This is a genomic window from Achromobacter sp. 46006 (assembly GCF_059761975.1).
Genome location: NZ_JCBANN010000029.1, coordinates 45,938 through 66,161, shown reverse-complemented (window position 1 = coordinate 66,161; position 20,224 = coordinate 45,938). Strand labels below are relative to the sequence as shown.

Genomic DNA, 20,224 nt, shown 5'->3' with positions numbered 1-20,224 from the left:
TTACGCAAAATTCGCCGACCGCCGGTTCGAGAGAATCATCGCTGACTCACCGCCTTGCTGCCCTGCGGCAGATCTGTCGCCGTGGCGCCAAATCCGTTGCACTTGCCTTGCCTCGCTGCCCAACAAATTGCTTGAACTGCGAAGGAGCGAGACTATAGCACAGAAATTTTGGCTGTCACACGCCCGACGCAAAAAAGTCTGATGAATTTCGCAGACCGCCTGCTACTTGGCCCTCACGGGCAGCCCTCTCCCCCCACGCACTTGCCCAATGCCACGTCTCTCTATATAGATAGCGTTGTGCTCGCCTGCCCCGCGGCGCGATCGCCGATATCCTCGAGGCGCCCCTGTCTTCTATACGCCCCTGTCTTCTATATATAGATAGGCCGTCTTGCCTGTAGGCTATCGCGTTGGTCGCCCGGCGCTCCGGTACGTTTACTATTCGCCTTGCGCCGCACAGCCCTTACCCTGGAGAAGATGCCCCCATGCCCCCAACCATCGCGTTGAGCGAAGATATCCTGATCAACGTCACTCCCTTCGAGACCCGCGTCGCGCTGGTCGAGCAGGGTTCGGTGCAGGAGTTGCACGTGGAACGCAGCATCCAGCGCGGACACGTTGGCAATATCTACCTGGGACGGGTCGTCAGGGTGCTGCCAGGCATGCAGAGCGCCTTCATCGACATCGGCCTGGAGCGGGCCGCCTTCATTCATATCGCGGATCTGCGCGAGAACCGGAGCGAACGCAGCCAGGGCCTGACACCCACGCCCATTGAAAAACTGCTGTTCGAAGGGCAAACCATCATGGTGCAGGTGGTCAAGGATCCGCTGGGGACCAAGGGCGCCCGCCTCTCGACGCAGATAAGCATGGCTGGCCGGATGCTGGTGTACCTGCCGCATGACCCGCACATTGGCATTTCGCAGAAGATCGATTCGGAGTCCGAACGCATCCAGTTGCGCGAACGCCTGCAGGCCTTGATGCCGGCCGAGGAAAAAGGCGGCTTCATCGTGCGCACCCAGGCCGAAGGCGCCAACGACGACGAGCTGGCCGCCGACCTGGAGTATTTGCGCAAGCTATGGACCAGCGTACAGGCCGCTGCCCGCACCCAGCCGGCGCCCGCACTGCTGCACCAGGACCTGACGCTGGCGCAGCGCGTGTTGCGTGACATGGTCGGACCGGCCACCGGCACGATCCTGGTGGATTCGCGCACCACCACCGCCGCAATGCTGGAATGGGCCCGCATCTACACGCCGTCGGTGGTCGATCGCATCCAGCACTACAGCGGCGAGCGCCCTCTGTTCGATACCGCCAATGTCGATGAGGAGATCGCGCGGGCGCTGTCGCGCCGCGTCGACCTGAAATCAGGCGGCTACCTGATCATCGACCAGACCGAGGCGCTGACCACGGTCGACGTCAATACCGGCGGGTTTGTCGGGGGCCGCAACTTCGACGACACCATCTTCAAGACCAATCTGGAAGCGGCGCAGGCCATCGCGCGCCAATTGCGCCTGCGCAACCTGGGCGGCATCGTCATCCTGGACTTCATCGACATGGAGGAACAGGAACATCGGGAAACCGTGCTGGCCGAGCTGAAGAAGGCACTGGCGCGCGACCGCACCCGCATGACGGTCAATGGCTTCACCCAGCTTGGGCTGGTGGAGATGACGCGCAAGCGCACCCGCGACTCGCTGGCGCACCAGCTGTGCGAGCCCTGCCCCATGTGCGAATCACGTGGCAATGTGCGCACGCCGCGCACGGTCTGCTATGAAATCCTGCGCGAGATCCTGCGCGAGGCGCGCCAGTTCAATCCCAAGGAGTTCCGCATCCTCGCCTCGCAGGAAGTGGTGGACCTGTTCCTGGAAGAGGAAAGCCAGCATCTGGCGATGCTGGGGGACTTCGTCGGCAAGCGGGTGTCGCTGGAAGTCGAGAGCACATACTCCCAGGAAAAGTACGACATCATCCTAGTTTGAGGCTTGCCGCCTTGCAGGCACCTGGCCGCTCGCGCAAGATTCACGAGACCGGAAAGCCGCGCAAGCGGCTTTCGTTCCATCGGGCCCACGCGCGCGCCGGCCGTCGCGCCTAACAGTTGCGGCGCAAACTTTCACGTCAATCTGTGTGAACTTTGTATCGCGACACTTCGATTGAAATGAAGTTTGAAACCCATGGCGACGACGACCATGACCCGATAAGCTCGCCACCGGCTGGCAGGCCCCGGATGTCCAGGGGCTGCGCCATTTCCCATGTTTTACGGAGAATCATTCAATGAAAACCCTGTTCCGGCCGTTCCTGCTGCTGGCCCTGACCTTGCCCTTGGTGCTGGCCGCCTGCGGCAACAAAGAACCCGAGCAACGCGCCGCGTTCATGCAGTTCCTGCAGACCCGCATCATCGACAAGCCGGGTGTGCGCGTGCCGCAGCCGACGGAAGAAGAGAAGAAGTCGTTCGGCGACTATGCCGCGCAGTACACCGTGATCACCGATTTCAATGCCGGCATGGACGCCTCGGTCAAGCCCATGGGCAGCCTGATGCAGAAAGGCGCCGTGCGCACGCTGAACGACGTGATCGCGCGCCGTGACGACATCAAGACGGTGCAGACCGCACTCAAGGACATGGGCGAGGCCCTGGCCAAGGAACAGGCCAAGGCCGATGCCGCGCATGCGCAGCTCAAGCAGCCTGACGACCTGAAGGCGGTGTACGACAAGGCTTACGACAAGACGGTCACGGTGCCGGCCAGCACCTTCCGCGAAGTGTTGCCGCAGATCAGCGGCACGCTGGACAGCAGCCTGAAGGTGGCAGAGTACGTGGAAGCGCACAAGGCGCAGATCGACCTGTCGGGCCCGGCACCGCGCGTGCAGGACCCTGCCGTGCTGGCAGAGTTGAACACGCTGCTGCAGGACCTGAGCGCACAGGCGCAGAAGGTGCAGCAGGCCCAACTCCGCCTGCAAGCGGTGATGCTGGGCGGACGCTGATCCTCGCCTACGCGCGTGAGGAAGACGGCCCGACGCGGCCGTCTTTTTTTGGCCTATCCTGCCCGGGTCAGGCCGCTGGCGCCGGGACCTTCCGCCACCACCACCCGGTTACGCCCCGCCTCCTTGGCGCGATAGACCGCGGCGTCGGCTGCCTCGACCAGGGTGGCCATGTCCTCTTCCGGCCGAGGAATCATCGTGGCGACACCGATGCTGACCGTGACGATGCCTCCCTCGTTGTCCTCGTGCTCGACGCGCAGGCCGATCACGGCCCGGCGGATGCGTTCGGCGATTGCCAGCGCCCGGCCGCTCGGCGTATCGGGCAGCAACGCGACGAACTCTTCGCCGCCGTAGCGAGCCGCCAGGTCGCGCGGACGCCGGGCCTTGCCACGCACCGCCAATGCCAGCATCTTGAGCAGCCTGTCACCCTCCTGGTGGCCATAGCGGTCGTTGTAGCGCTTGAAGTGGTCGGCGTCGAGGAACAGCAGCGACAGTGGCTGACCCGTGCGGCACGCGCTGGCCCATTCCCGCGCCAGTGTCTCGTCGAACGTGCGGCGGTTGGCGATGCCGGTCAGGCCGTCGGTCTGCGCCGCTTTCTCGAGTTGGGACTCGACCGCCTGCCGCAAGCGTGTCTCGCGCCGGTACAGCACGATCTGTGCCATCACTGACGCGAACAGCGCGAGCGTGACCGGAATGATCAGCATCGCGCGCCGCACCCAGGGTTCCAGGACTTCATCGACCGCCATCGCCACGTCGATGATCAAGGGCGTGCCGGGCACCATATCGAAGGTGTACAGGCGGTTGACGCCATCGGGCGCCAGCTCGCCGACGAACATGCCGTCGCGGCGAATCAGGAATTGCTGGAAATCCGGCGAAAGGCCGATATCGGCGCCGAGATCCTGGGAGGAATACGGCGTGCGCGCGATCACGGCGCCATCATTGCGGAAGATGGTGATGGCATCGCGCGGGCCAATCGACAAACGGGCGAATCGCTCGCGGAAATAGGCCAGTCGCAGGGAGCCAGACACGACACCGGCGAAGCTGCCATCCGGATTGGAAAGCCGGCGGCTGATGCCGATGCTTTCGTCGCCGCCACGCAGGCGGCTGAGATAGGGGCGGCTGACGTACATACCCGCGTCGGCCTGATCGCGATGGACCTGGAAGAAATCGCGATCGGCGAAGTTTGCGCCGGGCGGCTGCAGGCTGTGCGAGTCATAGCGAACATTGCCGTCCTTGTCGAGGATGAGAATGGTGCCCAGGTACTCGGCGCTGGCGGCGCGGTCGAACAGGAATCGATGCCGCGTGGCCGGCGGCAGTGCTTCGATGCCGGGTTCGCGCAGCCGTTCGATGACGCCCTGCAGCGACAGATCGTAGACGCGGATGGTGCGGCCGATATCGGCCGAGAGGATTTCCGCGACGTTGCTGGCGGCAACGTAGGCCAGGTTCCAGGTGATGCGCCGGTCCATCCACAACAGCGCGACCGCGGCCGCGCAGATGCCGATGGCGATCAGCCCCGCCAGGGCATAGAGGCTGCGGTGCAATAACCCATGGGACTTCAATACGGCGCTCCTTCGCGATTGCGGCGGGGTGTCGTGCTTTTTCTGGGTCATAATGCCGCAAGCGCCTGCCCACAGGCAAGCTCCCGCCGCGCGGGTTCCGAGGCGCGAATGGCGGGTACTTTCCAATTTAGCGAAGCTATGAACAACCGGGACAGGGTTTACGGCTTGGCCGGCGCGCCGCGGCATGGCGCGGACACGGCGGCGGTACTGCATGCGGCCAACCGGGCGCTGTATCTGGCCACAACGTCCGGCCAGGGGCGGACGGCGATCGCCCAGCTCTGGCCGGGTAACGGGCGCGTGCCCCTACGGCCACGCGCCCGGGCCGGCATCAGGATGCGGTAGCGGCGATCCGGAAGGGAAAGGCCTTGGCGCCGCGGACCTTGCCGGTTTCGCGGTGGGCGTTGATGGCCCAGGCCTGGCCGGCGCCACCCACTGGGATCAGGCGGCGCATGACGCTGGCGGAGAATCCGCAACGCAGTGCCACGGCTTGGCGCCGTGCCAGTTCAAACCCGACAGCGTGCGGGGTCGTGGAAATCCGATCCGATTGCAGCATGGCAGCCCCCTGGCATAGACGCTTCGGAAGTGAAGCGTGGTTGGAGATAAATCTACCCCAGCCGCCCGGACTTGCGCGTGAAATGATGCGTAAAGTATTGCAAAGAGACGGAAATATACGGAATGGCGGCTTGCCATGCGGCAGTCATGCCGGCGCGCCAGGTTCGGCGTGGCCAGTCGGCCTGGCGGTTTCGCGGTCAGGTTGGTCGTTGCGGCCGTCGGCCGGCCCGGTCATGTTGCCGTACAGCAGCGAGCGCCCGGCGAACAGGCCGCCAGCCACTTCCAGGTCGAACCGCTCGGTGTCGCGCCTGCGCACGTCCGCCACGACTTCCGCGGCTTCGTCAGCAGGCACGCCGACGGCGCGCAACGCGGCCTCGCCGAACACCAGGGCCGATTCGAGGGTCTCGCGCACCTGGTAGTCGACCCCCTCCCTGGCCAGGGCCAGGGAATGGATGCGGTCGTAAGCGCGCACTACCAACTGCACCAGCGGAAACTCGGCCTTGATCAACTTGACCATGTGATTGACCGATTGCGGGTTGTCGATACAGATCAGGATAGCCTTGGCGGTTTCCGCGCCGGCGGTGCGCAGCATGTCGATACGGGTACCGTCCCCGTAATACACCTTGACGCCCCATTTGGCGGCCGCACGAATGGCGTCGGTATCGGTGTCCAGGATCGACACCTTCATGTCGCGCGCGAGCATGGCCTGGGTCACGATCTGGCCGAAACGGCCGAAGCCGACGATCAGCGCGCAGCCCTCCAGATCCTGTGCCACATCGACCCCATCCATCGAGGGCTCGGGCCTGGGCAGCAGCCAACGCAGCGCCAGCACGCACAGCGGCGTGAGCGCCATCGAAATGATGACCACCGCGACCAGCACCGCGGCCAGGTGCGCATCGAAGATGCCGGCGGCCGCCGCCGCCCCGTACAGCACGAAGGCGAATTCGCCGCCCTGCGCCAGCAGCGCGGCGCGCGTCAGGGCCTCGGCATGGCTGGCGCGCAGCAGGCGCGCCACCAGGTAGACACCAGCCGATTTGACCAGCATGAATACGGCCACGCCCGCCAGGATCAATTGCCATTCGCGCGCCACGGCTGCCAGGTCCAGCGACATGCCGACGCCGAGAAAGAACAGGCCCAGCAGGATGCCGCGGAAGGGCTCGATCTCGGCCTCCAACTGGTGGCGGAAAGTGGATTCGGACAACAGGACCCCCGCAAGGAAGGCACCCATGGCCATCGACAGCCCGCCCAGTTCCATCAACAGGGCCGCGCCCAACACCACCAGCAAGGCGGCAGCCGTCATGACTTCGCGCGCGCGCGCCGCGGCCAGCAGCCGGAACAGGGGATTGAGCAGCCAGCGGCCGGCCGCCAGCAGCGCCAACACACAGCCGAGGGCGATGCCGGTCTGGAGCCAGGGATCGCCATGTTCGCCGCTGCCCGCCGGCGCCAAAAGCGCCACCAGGGCCAGCAGCGGCACGATGGCCAGATCTTCGAGCAGCAGAATCGATACGATGCGCTGGCCCTGGGCGCTGGCGGTTTCATCGCGCTCGGCCAGGATCTGCATGACGATGGCGGTGGAGGACAGCACGAAACCCATTGCCGCCATGAAGGCCGCAGCGCCCGACAGGCCCGCAGCCAGGCCGACCACGGTCAGCAGCGCGCCGCAGGCCACGACCTGCGCCACGCCCAGGCCGAAGATTTCGCCACGCAGCTTCCATAGCCGCGACGGCTGCATTTCCAGCCCAATGATGAACAGGAACATCACCACGCCCAGCTCGGCCACGTGCAGGATGGCGCGAGGGTCCGAGAACCAGCCGACGCCGAACGGGCCGATGGCCAGGCCGGCGGCCAGGTAGCCCAGGACGGAGCCCAGGCCGAGGCGCTTGAACAGGGGCACCGCCACCACCGCCGCCCCCAGCAGAACGACGACGTTGACGAGCTGGTTGCCTTCTGCGGGCAGTGACATGGACGGCTCCTGGGCGGCCTGGCGTGGCGCGCGATCAGTCTTCGCGGAACTGCATGTTGTAGAGCGAGGCGTACAGGCCGTTGGCGGCCAGCAGCTCGGCATGGGGCCCCTGTTCGACGATCTTGCCGGCGTCCAGCACGATGATGCGATCGGCGTTCTGCACGGTCGACAGGCGATGCGCGATGACCAGCGTGGTGCGGCCCTTCATCAGGCGTTCGAGAGAGGCCTGCACCTGGCGCTCGGACTCGTTGTCGAGCGCCGAGGTGGCTTCGTCCAGGATCAGGATGGGCGCGTTCTTGATGAGGGCGCGGGCGATCGCCAGGCGCTGGCGCTGGCCGCCGGACAGACGCGCGGCGTTTTCGCCGACCGGGGTATTGATGCCCTGCGGCAGCCCTTCGACGAAATCCAGCAGGTTGGCGGCGGCCAGGGCGTCGCGCACTTGCTGCTCGCTGGCTTCGCCCAGCGCGCCGTAGCCGACGTTGGCGGCGATGCTGTCATCGAACAGCACGACATCCTGGCTGACCAGCGACAGGTGCGAACGCAGGCTGCGCAGCTTCAGTTCGCTGATCGGCACGTCGTCGACGTAGATGGCGCCGCTGTCGGCCAGCACAAAGCGCGGCAGCATGTTGACCAGCGTGGTCTTGCCGCTGCCGGAACGGCCCACCAGGGCCACGGTCTGGCCGGGCTCGACCACGAACGACACGTCGTTGACGGTGTCGCGGTCGGCGTCGGAAAAGCGATGGGTGACGTTGCGGAATTCGACCTTGCCGCGCACCGGTTCGGGCAGTTCGCGCGTGCCGGTGTCGCTTTCGGGCACCTGGTCGATGAGCGTGAACACGCTTTCGGCCGACACCAGCATCTTTTGCATGCGGGCGGCCAGGTTGGTCAGGCGCTTGATGGGATCGAAGATCTGGGCCAGCGCGGCCATGAAGGAGGCGAAGCTGCCAACCGTGAGCGAGCCGTTGTTGGCCTGGCCCAGGGCCACGGCGATGACCGCGCCCACCGAGATCGAGATGCACACCTGGGTCAGCGGCGTCAGGGCCGCGTCGGCGGTGGCGGTGCGCATGGCGAATCGGCGCAGGCGGCTGCTGACGAAATCGAAGCGGCCGCGCTCGACCTCATAGCCGTCGAACAGCTTGATGACGCGCTGACCATCGATACCCTCGCTGACCACGCGGGTCAGCTCGGCGTTCATGTTGACGGTGTCGCGATTGATGCGGCGCAGGCGCTTGATGAAGGTGCGCGCGATCAGCACCGAGACCGGCAGCATGATCAGGATGATCAGGGTCAGCACCCACGAGGTGTACAGCAGCACGCAGATCAGGGCGATGACCACCAGGGTTTCACGCACCAGCACCGTAATGACGTCGGTGGCGTAGCCGGTGACGTTGCCCGCGTCGATGGTGAAGCGGTTCAGCAGGCGGCCGGTGTCGCCGCGCTTGAAATCGGCGTCGGGCAGGCCCAGCAGGCGTTCAAACATATCGCGCCGCATGCCCAGCAGGACGTTGTTGGCCACCCAGGCCAGCAGGTAATCGCTGAAGAAGTTACAGACCCCGCGCAGGAAGATCAGGCCCACCACAGCCAGCGGCAGGGCCCAGACATAGTAGGGTTTGGCGCCCGAGAAGCCATCGTCGAGCAAGGGCCTCATGATGACGGCCAGCGTGGGTTGCGTGGCGGCAGCGCCGGCCATCAGCAGGGTCGCCAGCACCAGCCCCTTCCAGTAGGAGCCGACCCGGCTATAGATGCGGCTCCAGAGTTCGGCTTTGACGGGCTGAGAGCCCGCGGGCGTGTTGCGTGCGGCAGAATTCAATGGAATCACTCGCTTTTATACAATTGTGCCCCGGATTGTACTGGCTACGCGTTGCCGCGCGGGGCCGGGCGTCCCCCTTTCAGCCCCTATTGCGCACCGCGCCTGCCCATGTCCGAAATCAGTTGCCTCTACGTCCGCCTGCCCAATTGGGTGGGCGATGTCTGCATGAGCCTGCCCAGCCTGCGTACCCTGCAGGCGGCTGGCCTGCCCCTGGTGATCTGCGCCCGCCCCTGGGCCCGGGATCTGTTGGATGGCGTCGACAAACGGGAGTTCCTGCCGATGCTGGGAAAAGTGGGGCCAGATAGAGCCACCGTCGCCGCGCATCGTCGTACCCTGGGCGCGCAGGCGCGCCATAGCCGCGGCCTGCTGCTGCCGGATTCGCTCTCCAGCGCGCTGGTGTTCCGCCTGGCGGGCGTGCCGTCGGCCGGCTACCGCGACGATGGCCGCAGTTTCCTGTTGCGCTGGCCAGTGGCCAAGCCAGCAGCGGCACTGCACGCGGTGCAGGCCTGGCATTACCTGACGCGCGCGGCGCTGGGCCGCTGGGGACTGCCGACCGGCCCGGCCGAACCGGGCCCTACGCTCGACCTGCCGTTGACGCCCGCTCACCAGGACGCCGCGGCGCTGGCGCTGGAAGCGGCGGGCCTGACCGGCCAGCGGTTCGTGCTGATCGCCCCGACGGCGACAGGCCTGCACAGGGGCAAGGTCAAGGTGTGGCCAGGATTCGATACACTTACCCGGGCACTGCAGGCGCGGGGCCATACCGTGGTAATGTGCCCCCCTCCGGCGGAGACCGACGAAGCCCGGCGCAACGCGCCCACGGCGCAGTTGCTGGCCCCGCTCTCGCTGGGCGCTTTCGCCGCCCTGACCGCGCGGGCAGCGTTGGTGATTTGCAACGATTCGGGCGTCTCGCACGTCGCCGCGGCGGCAGGCGCCCGGGAGCTGACCTTGTTCGGCGTCACCCGTCCCGGCCGCACCGGCCCATGGTCACCCCGGGCGGTCTGCGTGGGCTCGGAGACGGCGTGGCCGTCCAACGCGCAGGTCGAGCAACAGGCCTGCCAGTTGCTCGACCACTTGCAGTAAACGGATTGTTTTGACATGACCCTTTCGAGCTACCTCACGAACCTGATCATTCCGTTCAACCTGTGCCTGACCCTGGTGGTGCTCGGCCTCGTGCTAGGCCTGTTCCGACTGCGCAAGACCGGCGGCGCGCTGATTGCCGCCGGCCTGCTGTGGGCGCTGGCGTGGTCGCTGCCGGTCACGTCGCTGTGGCTGGGCGGCGTGCTGGAAGGCCGCTATCCGCACCTGCCCCCGGCCGAATCCCCCACCGCCGACGCCATCGTGGTGCTGGGCGGCAACACCGCCAACGGCCGGGCCAACTGGTTCCTGCCCTACGACAAGGACACCGCAGTGGTGCGCGTGGACACGGCCGCACAGCTTTACCTGGCCGGTCGCGCGCCCAAGGTGGTGCTGTCCGGCGGCGCGCTCGAGGGCGACGTCAGCGAGGCCCGCGGCATGGCCCACGCCATCCGCCAGCAAGGCGTGCCGGAATCGGCGCTGATCCTGGAGAACGCCAGCCGCACCACCTACGAAAATGCGGCCCTGACCGAGGACCAGCTCAAGGCTCACGGCATCGGCAAGGTGCTGCTGGTGACCTCGGCCCTGCACATGCCGCGCGCCATGGCGGCGTTTTCCAAACAGGGCGTGGTGGCCATCGCCGCCCCCGCCCCGCCACAGATCGTGCCGCCCGCCGACGGTTCGCTGAACCGCTGGCTGCCCGACCAGCGCACTTTCGACGCCAGCCGTTCCATCATCAAGGAATACGCCGGCCTGTTCGTCTACTGGCTGCGCGGATGGGTCTGAACGTAACGGCGGCGCCGGCCTGCCGGCCCGGTTGCGGCGCCTGTTGCATCGCGCCGTCGATCACCAGGCCGATACCGGGCATGCCGGAGGGCAAGCCCGCGGGCGTCCCCTGTATCCAGTTGCTGCCGGACATGCGCTGTGCCCTCTTCGGACAGCCATCGCGGCCGGATTTCTGCGGCGGGCTGCAGGCCCAGGCCGAGATGTGCGGCACAGACCGGGAATACGCGATCCACTGGCTGGACGCGTTGGAACGGGCCACCGCGCCGACCCCGCATTGAATGCAAACGGGACCTCGCGGTCCCGTTTCTATTCTGCCGGCCCCGAGTGCGGTGCGCCTCAGCCGCGCTCGGCCAGTACCGCCTGGTACAGATCCTCGTAGCGTGCCGCGACGGTTTCCCAGCTCTGATCGCGGGCGATGGCCAGGCCGCGTTCGGACAGCGCCGCGCGCAACTCGGGTTCGTCGCCCAGCCTTTGCAGCGCCTGGGCCAGTTGGGCCCCATCGCGCGGGTCCTGAAGAATCAGCGCATCCTTGCCCGCCGACAGGTACTGGGCGAACCCGCAATAGGCAGGCGAGCTGACCACCACCGGCAGCCCGTGCGACATGGCTTCCAGCGGCGCCATGGCGTAGCTGTCGTTGAGCGTGGGGTGGGCGTAGATGTCGGCGGCCGCGAAATAGCGCGCGACGTCCGGCGTCGGGTCGACCAGCGCGACGCGGCTGGCCACGGCGCCGGCGTTACGCACCCGGTCGCGGGTGGCCTCATCGGCGCCTACCACCAGCAGGCGGTATTGCGTCGGCAGCAGCGCCAGCGCGTCGAGCAGCGCGGGCAGGCCTTTGCGCAGCGGGTTGCGCGCCACCAGCAGGCAGCCTATGGTGCCGGCGTCCCACCCGACCTGCGCCCGGGTGGCGGCGCGGGCCGCGGCGGCTTCGGGCCCGGGCAGCTTGACGCCGGGCGCGATGATGTCGACTGGCAATTGCGGGCCATAGCTGCGATGCAACTGGTCCATGATGAGGCCGGACACCGCCACCACCCGGCGCGCGGGTGCCCGGCGCACGCGGAATTTCTCGAGCAGCAGGTAAGTGGCCAGGCGCGGGCTGAGCCAGGCGAGCACTCGCTTGAGCGGCTTGACCCGCGTCAGGCGGTTGTAGCGCACCGGCGTGACGTGCATGACCTGGATTTCACCGGCCCAGCCGTTCATGTGCGAATGCACGATGTCGAAGCGGCCGCGCGTCAGGCGGTCGGCCCGCCAGGCGAAATACAACACCCGCATCCAGCTCGGCAACCAGCCGGGAAAGCGCACCGGCAGGAAGGGGAACGGCAAATCGCTGTCAAAGTCGCGCGCCACCACGGACACGTCGTGGCGCTGGCCCAGCACGCGCATCAGCTCGACGCCGTAGGCCTCGGCGCCGCCGAAGCGGTTGCCGAAGCGGTCGACCAGCAGTGCGATGCGCAGCCGCCGCTCAGCCGCGCCCGCGTTTGTCTTCATAGCGCGTCAGGCATTTCTGCAGGAAACGGAAGATGCCGGTGGAGCGTGACACCGTCACCCGCGGCAGCCCGAAAGGATCATCGCTGGCGTTGGCCAGGCCGCGCTTGGTGAGCGTGGCGTTGTCATAGCCCGCCTCGCGCGCCATGACCAGGTGTTCCGGGCCATGGTCGCCATAGGGATAGCAGAAGGCGGTGACAGGCGCGCCCAGGGCCTGCTCCAGCACGTCCTTGGACTCGACCATCTGGCGGCGGGCCTCGTCGGGCGTCATCTCGGGCAGGTGGACGTGGTCCAGGGTGTGCGATCCGACTTCGTGGCCGGACGCGGCCCATTGGCGCATTTCGTCGACCGTCATGAGCGGCGAGTGCGGGATGCCGATCTTGGCGTCCCAGACGTTGCCGCCGTCGAACTGGTTGGCCACCAGGTAGTTGGTGGCGGTGAACCCCAACTCGTCGAGCACCGGCATGGCGTTCTGGACCACGTTGCGGTAGCCGTCGTCGAAGGTCACGCCAAACACTTTGCCACGGCGCTCGCCGCGCACATAGGGCATGACGTCGCGCATCGACAGGCCGCGGTAGCCCAGGCGGCGCATCCAGCGCATCTGGCGCGCGAAATCGTCCGGATGCACCGTCAGGCCACGAAACGGCGTGCCCTTGGGATTGGGCTCGCCGATCTGGTGGTACATGAGAATTGGGATAGACATGGCGCGATTATAAGGGGCTCAATGTCCGCCCAATGTACGCTGGTAGACGTCGACCGTGGCTTGTGCGAAACGCGCCAGGTTGAAGTCGCGCTCGGCGGTCTGGCGGGCGTTCGCGCCCATGACGCGGACCTGCGCCGGGTCGTCGAGCATGAGGCGCAGGCGCGCGGTCATGGCGGCCACGTCGCGCACCGGCACGATCCAGCCGTCGACGCCGTCGGTGACGTTCTCGGGCAGGCCGCCGGCGTCGGTCACCAGCGCCGGCAGGCCCAGGCCCATGATCTCGCGGCAGGCGAACGACAGGGCCTCGCGGTACGACAGCACGAAGCCGGCATGGCACGAGGCCAGCGCCGCGCGCACGTCGTCAAGCAGGCCGGGAAAGCGCACCTGGTCGATCATGCCGAGTTCGCGCACGCGCTCGAGCTTGGCCTCGGACGGCGGGTCGCCGGCCACCAGCAACAGCACGCGCTCCCTGTCGCCCGGCGGCAGCGCCGCCACGGCGGCTACCAGGTCGAGCCAGCCCTTGTCGTAGTCGGTGCCGCCGGCGCTGCCCAGCAGCAGTTTGCCGCGCCAGTCCGGGCCGAAGAATATCTCGCGCAGCTTGTCCAGGCTGTCGGGTGGTGGAGGCGCGAAAAAGCGCGTGTCGATGCCGTGGCGGATGGTGGTGATCGGCCGCTTGCGGTAAGGCGAATCGGCCAGCAGGCGATGGATGTAGTCGCTGACCGCGATGCTGTGGTCGGTGGCCAGCGCCACCCGCAGCTTGTGGCCGAAGCTGGAAACCGGGTGGTCGTTGTGCTTGGTGAAGACGATGCGCGGGCGGCGCGCCATCGCCAGCGTGGCCAGCATGACCTGCTTGTGGTCGGCCGAACCATTGGCGTGGATGATGTCGAAGCGGCCCTGCTTGATCAGGCGGCGCAGCCGCGCCCGGTCGCCGAACCAGGATGACGGCCGCGTGGTGTAGCGCATGTCCACCACCGTGACGCCGGGAATCGCCTTGGCGTAGCGGTACAGCCGGCTGCTGGCCGGCGCGGCCACCGTAATCTGGTGCTCGGCGGCAAGCGCGCGGGCCAGGTTGATGATGTAGGTGACGTGCCCCCCGCCATTGTTGGCGTGGAAGTTGGTGTACAGGATTCTCACTTGTTCTTCTCGGCCAGGAACATCAGCTTCGAATAACGGAAGAAACTGCCCGCCGCCGCGGTCACGGCCAGCACCAGGCCATGGCGGCCGTCGAGGAAGCCGCGCCGGATCAGGTAGATACGCACGAAAGTCCAGAAGCTGTGCCCCAGCGCGCCGAAGACGCCGGTGCGCTTGCCCTTGGCGTACATCATGGCGGCGGCGTCGGACGAATAGCGGTTGATCTTGGTGACCAGCGCGTCCAGGTTGTCGTACGGATAATGCTGGAAGTAGCCTTTGAGCTGCAGCGGCGGCTGGCCGTCGGCCGGCACCACGCGTTCGTGCACGGCGGCGTCGTTGAAACGCGCCGTGCCGCGCTTGAACAGGCGCAGCACGTAGTCGGGCCACCAGCCGCTGTGGCGGATGTCGCGGCCGCAGAAATTCGACAGGCGGGCGATTTCGTAGGCGTGCGCGCGCGGAGCGGCCAGGGTGTCCTGGATTTCGCGCGCCAGTTCGGGCGTGACGCGCTCGTCGGCGTCGATCGACAGCACCCATTCGCCGCTGGCCAGATCCAGCGCGCGGTTCTTCTGCGGGCCGAAACCGGGCCAGTCGGCCGTCACCTCGACACGTGCCCCGAGCGCCCGCGCCAGTTCCACCGTGCCGTCCGTGCTGCCCGAATCCACCACGATGAACTCGTCGGCGAAGGCGACCGACTTGAGGCACTCGGCGATATTGGCCGCTTCGTTCTTGGTGATGACTATGACTGATAACTTCATCCGCGATTCCTAAGACGCTTTTTCCAGGCCTTCCAGGCGTGATAGCGCGGCCCCCAGAAGGGATCGCGCGACAGCCAGATGCGCCGGTTCAACCAGGTGCCGCCCTGGTTGCGCACCGCGAAGCGGTAGATGTGGCCGGGGTCGGCGCCGGGGGTGTTCTGGCCGAAAGGGTCGGTAGTGTACAAGTGGCGAAAGCCCGCCTGCCGGGCGGCCTCCACGTAATCGGCGTCGAAATAGCCCTGCGGCCAGCACAGATGATCGCTGACCGCGCCCAGGCGCCGCGCCAGCGTCTCGCGCGAATCGGACAGTTCCTGGGCGATATGAGCCCGCTTGGCGGCAGTGTCGGCGCCGCAGACCTTGTCCCAGCGCGTGTGAGTGTGAGTATGCGAATGGAATTCGAAGGTGCCGGCGGCGCGCATCGCCTCGATTTCGCTCCAGCGCAGCATGACATCGTCGGCGCGGCCCTCGGCGATCAGCTTCTTGCTGGCGTCATGGTCGGGCGTGGCCGGCAGCACCAGGCCCTGTCCCGCATGCGGCCGCACCGGCCCGTCGCCGATCCAGCCAGTGATGGTGAACAGCACGGCACGCATGCCGTGGCGCGCCAGCACCGGATGGGCGTGGACCCAGTTGTTGAGATAGCCATCGTCGAAGGTGATCAGCACCGAACGCTCGGGCGCCGGGGCGCCGGTCAGGTAGGCGGCGAACTGGCTGGCCGACAGCGACTGGTAGCCGGCCCGCGCCAGGCGCGCGATCTGGGCCTCGAACACGTCGGGCATGGCGTTGATCATGCCGCCGGCCGGCGTGACGTGGTGGTACATCAGCACCGGGACGTTGGGCGCGTTCATGCGCGCCGCTCCGCCAGCCAGCGGGTGTAGACCGCCTCGGTGGTCTCGGCCAGGCGGGCGGGCGAGAACACGCCCTCTTCCCAGACCATCTTGCGGCCGGCCTCGCCCATGCGCTGGCGCAGCGCGGCGTCGTCGATCAGCTTTTCGAGCGCGGCGGTGAGTGCTGCCGGGTCCCTGGGCGGCACCAGGATGCCGGTTTCGCCATCGCGGAACATCTCGGACACGCCACCGACGTCGGTGCCGATGACCGGCAGGCCGCTGGCTTGCGCTTCGACATAGACCGTGCCGGACGCTTCCTGCTGGGTCGCCAGCGCGAACAGGTCGCAGCCGGCCAGCAGGTTGGGCACGTCACGGCGCGTGCCCATCAGGTGAATGCGGTCGCCCAGGCCGCGCTCGGCCACGTAGGCCTGGGTCTGCTCGAACACCGGCGAGCCGCCGCCCACGAACACCAGGTGCAGCCTGGGCCGGGCGGCCATCAGCGGCGCGATGGCGTCGATCAGGTCCTTGTGGCCCTTGGTGGCGCGCATCACGGCGACACAGCCGACCACCAGGTCATCGGGCGCCAACCCGAGCTCTCCGCGCAAGGTCGAATGCTCGACCGGCGGCGGCAGCACGATGGGCGAGTATACGGTGGCAATGTGGCTGGCCGGCACGCCACGCGCGATCAGGTGTTCGCGCACATGGTCGCTGACGGTGGTGACGCGATGTGGCAGGCGGGTGTACGACCAGAGCGAGCCGACCTTGTTGGACAGGTGGCGGGTGCGCACGATCAGCGGCGTGCCCGCCAGGCGGCCGGCCGCCGCGGCGATCACCGTATCGCGCCGGCTGTGGGTATTGAGCACGTCGAAACGCCCTTCGCGCAGGATACGGCGGATGGCAATGACGCCCTTGACGTAATTGACCGGACCGTCCATTTCCAGCGTGTGCACGGTGAACCCGGCATCCGACAGGCGCTCGGCCAGTAGCGCGTTCGGCTGGCAGATGGCCTCGAGGTGATGGCCACGCGCGCGCATGGCGTTCATTTCCTTGAAGATGCGGCCTTCCTGGCCGCCGAAGCTGGTGGCCGCTTCCGAGTGGACGATGCGCATCAGTAGGTGACCTCCACGCCGTTCGGCTTGGTCCAGGCGTTCAGGTTCTCGAGCAGCGTGTCGGCCATGCGCACGCGCCATTCCTCGCCCAGCCGCACCGTGCAGAGGAAATTGTTCTTGGTATAGACGATGTCCACCGGCACGCCGGGAATGCCGTTCTCGGGTTCGGCGCGGAACGGATTGAGCATCTGGCGCAGGCGCGCGGCGTCGGCGCTGCCATTGAGTTTGACGCGCAGCGACTTGGCGCGCGCCTCGCGCGCCAGTTGCAGGTCATAGAGCTGCTCGGCCACGATGCGCATGCCGCCGGAATAGTCGTCGTTGCTGACCTTGCCCTGGACGATGACCAACTGGTCTTCGCGCAAACGGCTGCGGTGCTTTTCGTAGAGTTCGTTGAAAACCGAGATCTCGACCTGCGCGGTGCCGTCGTCCAGCACCGCGAACACCATCTTGCCGCGCCGGGTCATCATGACGCGCACGCTGGCCAGCACCCCGCACATCCATTGCAGATCGCGCTGCGGCTCGACCCGCGCCAGTTGCATCGGCACGATCTGGCGCACTTCGTCGCGCCAGGCGTCGAACAGGTGGCCACTGTAGTAGTAGCCCAGCGCCGATTTTTCCTCGGTCAGCTTCTTGTGCAGGTCCCACGGCGCCACCTTGGCCAGTTCGCCGGCCACCACGTCGCTGCTGTCGTCGCCGAACAGCGAGGACTGGTTGGCGCTGCGGGCGGCCTGCTCGGCCGCTTCCATGGCGGTGGGCACCGAGGCCAGCATGGCGGCGCGGTTCGGTTCGATGGTGTCGAACGCGCCGGCCTTGATCAGGGCCTCGATGGTGCGGCGGTTGACCGCGTGCTTGCTGACGCGGCGGCAGAAGTCGAACAGGTTCTGGAAGGGGCCGCCTTCCTTGCGGGCGCGCAGGATATCCTCGACCGCGCCCTGGCCGGTGCCCTTGACCGCGCCCAGGCCGTAGCGCATGGTGCGCGGCGGCTTGCCCTTTTCGGTGTACTTGTCGGCCACCGGCTCGAAGCGGTAGCCCGAGAAGTTGACGTCCGGCGGCAGCACCTCGACGCCGTTGTCCTGGGCGTCGCGGCAGAAGATCTGGACCTTGTCGGTGTCGTCCATGTCGGAGGACATGGTGGCGGCCAGGAATTCGGTCGGGTGGTAGGCCTTGAGCCAGGCGGTCTGGTACGAGATCAGCGCGTACGCGGCCGAGTGCGACTTGTTGAAGCCGTAGCCCGCGAACTTCTCCATCAGGTCGAACAGCTTGACCGCGAGGTCGGGGTCGTGGCCCTTTTCCTTGGCGCCCTTCTCGAACAGTTCGCGGTGCTTGGCCATTTCCTCGGGCTTTTTCTTGCCCATGGCGCGGCGCAGCAGGTCGGCGCCGCCCAGCGAGTAGCCGCCGATGATCTGCGAGATCAGCATCACCTGTTCCTGGTAGACGATGACCCCGTAGGTGCTCTTGAGCGTGCTTTCCAGGTCGTTGTGGAAGTAGTCCACCGCGGCGCGGCCGTGCTTGCGGTTGACGAAGTCGTCCACCATGCCCGATTCCAGCGGCCCCGGACGGTACAGGGCCAGCATGGCGATGATGTCTTCGAAGGTGTTGGGCCGCAGCTTCTTGAGCAGCTCCTTCATGCCACGCGATTCCAGCTGGAATACGGCAGTGGTGTTGGCATCGCACAGGATCTTGTAGGCAGCCGGATCGTCCAGCGCCAGCGCCATGACGTCGAAGTCGCGCTTGTCCGCGTTGAACTGGCGCACGTAGCGCACGGCCCAGTCCAGGATGGTCAGGTTGCGCAGGCCCAGGAAGTCGAACTTGACCAGGCCGGCGGCTTCGACGTCATCCTTGTCGAACTGCGAGACGGCGCTGTTTTCCTGCCCAGGCTGGCAATACAGCGGGCAGAAGTCGGTGAGCTTGCCGGGCGCGATCAGCACGCCGCCGGCGTGCATGCCGATGTTGCGGGTCAGGCCTTCGAGCGGCTTGGCCAGGTCGACCAGCGCGCGCACTTCCTCTTCCTGCTCGTAGCGGTCCTTGAAGGCCGGCTCGTCCTTCAGGGTGCGTTCGAGCGTCCACGGATCCATCGGGTTGAACGGGATCAGCTTGGACAGGCCGTCGCAGAACATGTAGGGCATGTCCAGCACCCGGCCGGCGTCGCGCACCACGGCCTTGGCGCCCAGCGTGCCGAAGGTGGCGATCTGGCTCACGGCGGCGCGGCCGTACTTTTCCTTGACGTAGTCGATGACGCGTTCGCGGTTGTCCTGGCAGAAGTCGATATCGAAGTCGGGCATCGAGACCCGCTCGGGGTTCAGGAAGCGCTCGAACAGCAAGTCGTAACGGATCGGGTCCAGGTCGGTGATGCCAAGCGCGTACGCCACCAGCGAGCCGGCGCCCGAGCCCCGGCCGGGGCCGACCGGCACGCCGTTGTTCTTGCCCCAGTTGATGAAGTCCTGCACGATCAGGAAGTAGCCCGGAAAGCCCATCTGGATGATGGTCTTGCACTCCCAGCGCAGGCGCTCGTAGTACTGCTCGCGCTTGGATTCGCGTTCGGCTTCGTCCGGGAACAGGAAAGCCATGCGCTTTTCCAGGCCCTCTTCGGACAGTTGCACCAGGTAGTCGTCCAGCGACACGCCGTCCGGCGTGGGGAAGTTGGGCAGGCGCGGCTTGCCCAGCACCAGGCTGAGGTTGCAGCGCTTGGCGATCTCGACCGTGTTGGCCAGCGCCGAGGGCACGTCGGCGAAGCGGCGCGCCATTTCCTCGGAACTGAGCAGGTACTGATCCTTGGTGAAGCGGCGCACGCGGCGCGGATTGGCCAGGATCTCGCCTTCGGCGATGCAGACGCGGGCCTCGTGCGCCTGGAATTCGTATTCGTCCAGGAACTGCACCGGGTGCGTGGCCACCACCGGCAGGCCGGCCTCGGCCGCCAGGCGCATGGCGGCCTGGGTGTAGGCTTCGTCGCCATCCATGCCGGCGCGCTGCAGCTCGATGTAGTAGCTGCCCGGAAACATATGCGCCCATTGGCGCGCCAGCGCCAGCGCCGAGACGGCGTTGCCGGCGTCCAGCGCCTGGCCGACGTCGCCGCCGCGGCCGCCCGACAACACGATCAGGCCGTCCTGGCCCTGCAGCCATTCGCGGCGGATTTCGGCGCGGCCCTTGCCCTGGTTGGTCAGGAACGCGCGCGACAGCAGTTCGCACAGGTTCAGGTAACCCTGGTGATTGCGCACCAGCAGCAGCACGCGGAACGGCTTGGCCGGGTCTTCGTCGTTGCTCAGCCAGACGTCGCACCCGGCGATGGGCTTGATGCCGGCGCCGCGCGCGCCCTTGTAGAACTTGATCAGGCCGAACAGGTTCGACAGATCGGTCAGGGCGACGGCCGGCTGGCCGTGCTTGGCGACGCGCTTGATGAGGTCGGGGATGCGCACGATGCCGTCCACCACCGAGAACTCGGAGTGGACGCGCAGGTGGACAAATGGGGACGGGTTTGTTACGGCTTCGGACATAGCGGGAATTGTACCTAGTCGGAGGGC

General features: G+C 66.9%; 16 protein-coding genes. 5 read left to right on the top strand and 11 right to left on the bottom strand.

From position 1 onward, the window contains the following. The first annotated feature begins 500 nt into the window (after positions 1 to 500). Positions 501 to 1,964, top strand: coding sequence for a ribonuclease G (rng, locus tag AC6LKG_RS15445; RefSeq protein ID WP_498165607.1), 1,464 nt, complete (start codon positions 501 to 503; stop codon positions 1,962 to 1,964). Between the two features lie 292 nt (positions 1,965 to 2,256). After that, positions 2,257 to 2,961, top strand: coding sequence for a DUF3053 domain-containing protein (locus tag AC6LKG_RS15440; RefSeq protein ID WP_498165604.1), 705 nt, complete (start codon positions 2,257 to 2,259; stop codon positions 2,959 to 2,961). 53 nt (positions 2,962 to 3,014) lie between these two features. On the opposite strand, the gene AC6LKG_RS15435 is transcribed toward AC6LKG_RS15440, so the two are convergent. From AC6LKG_RS15435 to msbA, 4 genes are all read right to left on the bottom strand, one after another. Next, entirely contained in the window at positions 3,015 to 4,517 is a 1,503-nt protein-coding gene (locus AC6LKG_RS15435; protein WP_498165603.1) for a sensor domain-containing diguanylate cyclase, read from the bottom strand. 328 nt (positions 4,518 to 4,845) lie between these two features. After that, complete coding sequence (locus AC6LKG_RS15430) at positions 4,846 to 4,968, bottom strand: hypothetical protein (RefSeq protein ID WP_498165602.1); 123 nt, start codon at positions 4,966 to 4,968, stop codon at positions 4,846 to 4,848. A 246-nt stretch (positions 4,969 to 5,214) separates the two neighbouring features. Further along, on the bottom strand, positions 5,215 to 7,032 hold the full coding sequence (locus AC6LKG_RS15425; protein WP_498165601.1) for a monovalent cation:proton antiporter-2 (CPA2) family protein: 1,818 nt from the start codon (positions 7,030 to 7,032) through the stop codon (positions 5,215 to 5,217). Positions 7,033 to 7,066: 34 nt separating this feature from the next. Further along, positions 7,067 to 8,842, bottom strand: a complete 1,776-nt coding sequence (msbA, locus tag AC6LKG_RS15420) for a lipid A export permease/ATP-binding protein MsbA (protein WP_498165599.1) — start codon at positions 8,840 to 8,842, stop codon at positions 7,067 to 7,069. 108 nt (positions 8,843 to 8,950) lie between these two features. Between msbA and AC6LKG_RS15415 the strand changes: the two genes are divergently transcribed. Genes AC6LKG_RS15415 through AC6LKG_RS15405 form a run of 3 tightly spaced genes read left to right on the top strand, consistent with a single transcriptional unit; the run spans position 8,951 to position 10,980 of the window. Beyond that, on the top strand, positions 8,951 to 9,922 hold the full coding sequence (locus tag AC6LKG_RS15415) for a glycosyltransferase family 9 protein (RefSeq protein ID WP_498165598.1): 972 nt from the start codon (positions 8,951 to 8,953) through the stop codon (positions 9,920 to 9,922). 15 nt (positions 9,923 to 9,937) lie between these two features. Then, positions 9,938 to 10,702 carry a YdcF family protein gene (locus AC6LKG_RS15410; protein ID WP_498165597.1) on the top strand — a complete coding sequence of 255 codons (765 nt, stop codon included), beginning with the start codon at positions 9,938 to 9,940 and terminating at the stop codon, positions 10,700 to 10,702. Next, positions 10,693 to 10,980: a YkgJ family cysteine cluster protein gene (locus AC6LKG_RS15405; protein ID WP_498165595.1), complete on the top strand. Its 288-nt coding sequence runs from the start codon at positions 10,693 to 10,695 to the stop codon at positions 10,978 to 10,980. The genes AC6LKG_RS15410 and AC6LKG_RS15405 overlap by 10 nt, the downstream gene beginning before the upstream one ends. Positions 10,981 to 11,038: 58 nt before the next feature. Here the strand turns inward: AC6LKG_RS15405 and AC6LKG_RS15400 are convergent, their stop codons facing one another. The 7 genes from AC6LKG_RS15400 to dnaE are packed head-to-tail and all read right to left on the bottom strand — an operon-like array spanning position 11,039 to position 20,197. Next, on the bottom strand, positions 11,039 to 12,187 hold the full coding sequence (locus AC6LKG_RS15400) for a glycosyltransferase family 4 protein (protein ID WP_498165594.1): 1,149 nt from the start codon (positions 12,185 to 12,187) through the stop codon (positions 11,039 to 11,041). Next, the gene (locus AC6LKG_RS15395; protein WP_498165593.1) at positions 12,162 to 12,887 is read right to left on the bottom strand and encodes a polysaccharide deacetylase family protein; all 726 of its coding nucleotides are present in this window, start codon (positions 12,885 to 12,887) and stop codon (positions 12,162 to 12,164) included. Before AC6LKG_RS15395 ends, AC6LKG_RS15400 begins: the two co-directional genes overlap by 26 nt. Before the next feature lie 18 nt (positions 12,888 to 12,905). Then, positions 12,906 to 14,021: a glycosyltransferase family 4 protein gene (locus AC6LKG_RS15390; protein WP_498165592.1), complete on the bottom strand. Its 1,116-nt coding sequence runs from the start codon at positions 14,019 to 14,021 to the stop codon at positions 12,906 to 12,908. Next, a complete protein-coding gene (locus AC6LKG_RS15385; RefSeq protein WP_498165590.1) occupies positions 14,018 to 14,773 on the bottom strand; it encodes a glycosyltransferase family 2 protein in 756 nt (251 codons plus the stop codon). The genes AC6LKG_RS15390 and AC6LKG_RS15385 overlap by 4 nt, the downstream gene beginning before the upstream one ends. Continuing rightward, positions 14,770 to 15,618, bottom strand: coding sequence for a polysaccharide deacetylase family protein (locus tag AC6LKG_RS15380; protein ID WP_498165588.1), 849 nt, complete (start codon positions 15,616 to 15,618; stop codon positions 14,770 to 14,772). Before AC6LKG_RS15380 ends, AC6LKG_RS15385 begins: the two co-directional genes overlap by 4 nt. Continuing rightward, positions 15,615 to 16,706, bottom strand: a complete 1,092-nt coding sequence (locus AC6LKG_RS15375) for a glycosyltransferase family 4 protein (RefSeq protein WP_498165586.1) — start codon at positions 16,704 to 16,706, stop codon at positions 15,615 to 15,617. The genes AC6LKG_RS15380 and AC6LKG_RS15375 overlap by 4 nt, the downstream gene beginning before the upstream one ends. Beyond that, complete coding sequence (dnaE, locus tag AC6LKG_RS15370) at positions 16,706 to 20,197, bottom strand: DNA polymerase III subunit alpha (RefSeq protein WP_498165585.1); 3,492 nt, start codon at positions 20,195 to 20,197, stop codon at positions 16,706 to 16,708. Before dnaE ends, AC6LKG_RS15375 begins: the two co-directional genes overlap by 1 nt. Between the last annotated feature and the right edge of the window lie 27 nt (positions 20,198 to 20,224).

Coding starts and splice junctions, on each gene's coding strand:
- AC6LKG_RS15410 (WP_498165597.1), top strand. CDS start 9,938: ATGACCCTTTCGAGCTACCTCACGAACCTGATCATTCCGTTCAACCTG.
- AC6LKG_RS15400 (WP_498165594.1), bottom strand. CDS start 12,187: ATGAAGACAAACGCGGGCGCGGCTGAGCGGCGGCTGCGCATCGCACTG.
- AC6LKG_RS15380 (WP_498165588.1), bottom strand. CDS start 15,618: ATGAACGCGCCCAACGTCCCGGTGCTGATGTACCACCACGTCACGCCG.
- dnaE (WP_498165585.1), bottom strand. CDS start 20,197: ATGTCCGAAGCCGTAACAAACCCGTCCCCATTTGTCCACCTGCGCGTC.
- AC6LKG_RS15405 (WP_498165595.1), top strand. CDS start 10,693: ATGGGTCTGAACGTAACGGCGGCGCCGGCCTGCCGGCCCGGTTGCGGC.
- AC6LKG_RS15430 (WP_498165602.1), bottom strand. CDS start 4,968: ATGCGCCGCCTGATCCCAGTGGGTGGCGCCGGCCAGGCCTGGGCCATC.
- AC6LKG_RS15385 (WP_498165590.1), bottom strand. CDS start 14,773: ATGAAGTTATCAGTCATAGTCATCACCAAGAACGAAGCGGCCAATATC.
- AC6LKG_RS15375 (WP_498165586.1), bottom strand. CDS start 16,706: ATGCGCATCGTCCACTCGGAAGCGGCCACCAGCTTCGGCGGCCAGGAA.
- AC6LKG_RS15440 (WP_498165604.1), top strand. CDS start 2,257: ATGAAAACCCTGTTCCGGCCGTTCCTGCTGCTGGCCCTGACCTTGCCC.
- AC6LKG_RS15415 (WP_498165598.1), top strand. CDS start 8,951: ATGTCCGAAATCAGTTGCCTCTACGTCCGCCTGCCCAATTGGGTGGGC.
- AC6LKG_RS15425 (WP_498165601.1), bottom strand. CDS start 7,032: ATGTCACTGCCCGCAGAAGGCAACCAGCTCGTCAACGTCGTCGTTCTG.
- AC6LKG_RS15395 (WP_498165593.1), bottom strand. CDS start 12,887: ATGTCTATCCCAATTCTCATGTACCACCAGATCGGCGAGCCCAATCCC.